2 protein-coding genes are annotated in these 3,889 nt (G+C 59.1%); both read left to right on the top strand.

The window, feature by feature from the left end:
- Positions 1-211 (top strand): hypothetical protein (locus HP546_RS31175; protein WP_218584630.1); only part of this gene is annotated, 211 nt, incomplete at its 5' end.
- A gap of 55 nt (positions 212-266) precedes the next feature.
- Positions 267-3,889: tape measure protein (locus HP546_RS27270; RefSeq protein WP_172232054.1), on the top strand; the 3,623-nt coding region annotated here is incomplete at its 3' end.

Raw genomic sequence — 3,889 nt, 5'->3', positions numbered from 1 at the left:
GTTGCTGAAAGACCTAAGCTTTGAAGAAAAGGAAAGGTTTTTGAATATCTACACCGAGGAGGGTATCGCTCGAATCCACATCAATTCGCAAGCTGACTCAGAAAAGTTTGTCTCCGACATGAGGAGTGAGCGTGAGGGGCATAAAGCGGTTGCTTGGGCTCTGATCGCCGTTGTCGCGGTCCTGGTAATTACCTACTGGATCAGGAAGTAATCCAGAATCCTTCAAGTACCCGCTTCGGCGGGTTTTTTTATGCCCGGAGAAAAGAATGGCGCTGAAATCACGACTGGAACTTGAGGTTGACGGACGCACCGCCGAGCAGCAAGTAAATGCGGTTCGCGTTGCTCTGGATGCCTTGACCCAGGCAGGGCTGAGAACCGGTCCCGCGCTATCAGGCGTGTTCAACAGCATCTCCGGGTCGGTTGCCAGCATTAACGCAGCCACAGCAAGCATTAAGGCCGCCCAGGCAGCACTAAACGGCCTTGGCTCATCAGGTTCTAAGGCTGGTCAGTCGCTTTCTGGCGCGTCTGGGAGCCTGTCCGCAACTGGTGCAAATGCGGCGGCGGCGGAGGCAAGGTTGGCGGCCGCGACTAGGGCTATGAATGAGCTCCAGCAGTCGTCACTTCGCACAACTGCGGCGCTAAATGGTGTGGGCGGATCGGTGACGGTAACCACGCGGAATGCGGCGGCCGGCGTTGGCGGTCTCAACAGCAGCATGTCGTCGCTGCGCTCGACCGCGATGAGCCTGGCCGGCCCGCTGCTGGGCCTGTTCGCTGGCGGCGCGCTAACCAAGTCGATTTATGATGCGGCCGAGGCTTACTCCTCGCTGACCAACCGGATGAAGCTGGTTACCGACGGATCCGGGGAGCTTAACGCGGCACAGTCTGCAGTGTTTAACATCGCTCAAAGTGCCTTCCAGCCTCTTTCTGCTACGGCAGAGCTGTATCAGCGAATCGCAACCAACCAGAAAAAGCTAAGGCTATCTGGGGAGGGCGTTGCTGGTATTGTCGGCACCATCAGCAAGACGCTAGCTGTTTCTGGCGCTTCAGCCTCATCGGCGAACGCGGCTCTTATTCAGCTTGGTCAGGCCTTTGCATCGGGCACACTGCGCGGCGAAGAGCTCAACTCCGTAATGGAGCAGGCCCCGGCGCTAGCCCAGGCAATTGCTTCCGGTATGGGGAAAACGGTTGGCGAGCTCCGGACCCTCGGAGCGGCCGGCCTGCTCACCGCAGAGGCAGTGGTAAAAGCGCTGCAGAGTCAAGAGGCAGCAGTAGACGCACTCTTCAACAAGACGGCGGTCACGATCGGCAACAGCGTGACCGCCTTTGGCAACTCGTTCACCCAGCTGATTGGAAAGCTGGACCAGGCATCGCAAGCCAGCCAATCGATCTCCACGAACATTCTCTCGATCTCGGGAGCGATGGATTCACTGACGGACTCAAGCTCCGCAACCGCAAAAACGCTGGAGACTGTGGGGGCAATCCTGTCTGGATCGGCAGCAGCAGGAGCAGTTCTGCTGGCCAATAAGCTCGGCACCCTCGCATATGCTTACTACACGAGCAGAACGGCGGCAATTGCTGAGGCTGAGGCAACTCTTAACGCGGCCAACGCAGATCGAATCAAAGCACAGACCGCCACTATCCTCGCCGAGCGTGAGGCGGTGGCAGCTCGCGGTACGGCAGCACAAACTATTGCTTCTGTCGCGCTGGCAGAGGCCCGCATGACTGAAGCCAAGGCAACTGCCGCAGTAGGCGTTGCTCAAGCTGGGCTTCGGACTGCTTCTGCTGGTCTGCTTTCCGTACTGGGTGGTCCGTTGGGCCTTGCGCTGCTTGTTGGCACAGTGGCTGCAAGTTACATCCTGATGAAAGACAACTCCGATGACGCCACCAAAGCTCTGGACGCTCAAGGCCTCACTGTCGACCAGCTGGCCGAGAAGTTCAACGAGCTCGGCAAGGCGCAACAGCGCGTCAAGCTGATTGAGTGGTTCGACGAGCGTGCGGACAAGATCGAAGAGGCAGCCGATTCTCTCCAGAAGTACGCCGACGCCGAGAAGGTTCTAGGCCTTGACGATGGCGTGGCTGCAAACTTCCGGGGCATGATCAAGGAGGTCCAGGCTGGCAAGCGCGACCTGGACAGCGTGACCGATTGGCTGAAGCAGACGGCAGATATCTCGCCTGATGTGGAGAGGGCGCTGTCCATCATTGCCGCCGAGTACGAGAAAAGCTCGCAGCGCGGTAGGGATCTCGAATCAGTACTCAGCCAGGTCGATGGCGCCAATGCCAAAGCCACGAAGAGCACTGCGGCGCTCTCTACCGCCCAAGCTGGTTCGCAAGGCCAGACCAAGGCCCAGCTGGCCGAATGGGAAAAGTACATCGCCAAGCTGACCGAGACCCGTGACCTTCTGGGGGCCAACGAGAAGGCTGAGGCGAAGTACCGCGCCACCAAGATGGGCCTCACCGCTGAGCAGACCAAGCAAGCGGAGGTGGTGGCCGGGCAGATCGACACCCTGAAGAAATACCAGGATGCGATAAAGGAAAACGACAAGGTCCAGCAGGCCGCGCTCAAGGCTCAGCTGGTTGCGCTGTATACCCAGCAACAGGCCGCCGAGGATGCAGCCGCAGCGGTTAAGAAGTCGCACGAGGATGCAGCCAAAGCCGCCAAGGAAAGCGCGGACAAGCAGCTTGAGCAGATGAATCGGGTGGTGTCGGCGGCCAGGAATCTTGTGTTCCCCGGCGCCCCCCGCCAGAACCTGGGCGGTTACGGTCTTCTCACCAATGGCGGTACGCCTGAGGTGCCCAAGGTATTGCCCCGCAAGACGCCGCTACAGAAGGCCAATGAGGATATTGCCCGCCTCAATGAAACGACCGACCCGAACAAAAGCGCCCTTAAGGATGCGAAGGTTCTGGAGAATGCCGGGCAGAAGCTTCTGGATGACGCCCGCCAGCGTTACGCAGTACTCCAGCAGCAGAGTAAGGAAATTCAACTTCAAGGTAGTGGCGGCAAGGCGCTGGGCACCGAAGCCAAGAAGCTGATCGAACTCGAAACCGAGATCGCCAACCTCAAGGAGAAAAAGACCCTCACCACCTCGCAAAAGCAGGTCCTCGCGATGGCTGAGCTGAACCTGGCGCAGCAAAAGCAAAACGCTGCACTGGAGAAGGCTAACGAACTGACCAAGGAGCGCTTCGAGAACGAGGCCAAACTGAAGGCTTTCACTGAAAACCTGCAGTCCCAGCTTGAACTGTCTCGGGAGGGCCAGGCCACTGATTTGGCCGGAGCAGGGCAGAGCGATAGGTTGCGCGCGCGCCTCCAGGAAGATCTGAAAATCCGCCAGGACTATCAGAAGCAACTGGACAAGCTGACCCGCGACTACAACAAGATCGACAATCCGACCACAGCCGACACCGACCTCTACAAGGGTGAAACCGAGGCCCTGCGTGCAGCCCTGGCCACGCGCATGGTCGATCAGCAGAACTACTACGCCGCGCAGGATGCAATGCGATCGGAGTGGCTCACCGGCGTATCCGAGTCGTGGCAGAACTACGTCGACATTGCCACCAACTACAACGAGCAAGCCAGGGACGCGACCGAGTCGATACTGGGTGATGCCACCTCCTCGATCTCCGGCAGCATCCAAGGGCTGGTCAAGGGCACGGAAAGCCTGGGCGATGCCTTCGGCAATCTTGCCGGAGACATTGCCAACTCGATGCTCAGCGCTTTCTCCGAAATTACTGCTCGGTTCCTGGTAATGCAGGCCCTCAAGCTTGCCGGGATCGAAGCGGAGGCAACGGAGACGGTCGCGGCGGAAGGCGTCAAGACCACAGCCAAGCTGACCACGGACGCGGTTACGACGGCCAGCAGCCTGTCGTCGATAGGCACTGTCCTGACCGCCAA

Source organism: Pseudomonas sp. CM25, from assembly GCF_013179705.1.
Lineage (GTDB): Bacteria > Pseudomonadota > Gammaproteobacteria > Pseudomonadales > Pseudomonadaceae > Aquipseudomonas.
This window is presented reverse-complemented; position numbering and strand designations above follow the sequence as displayed.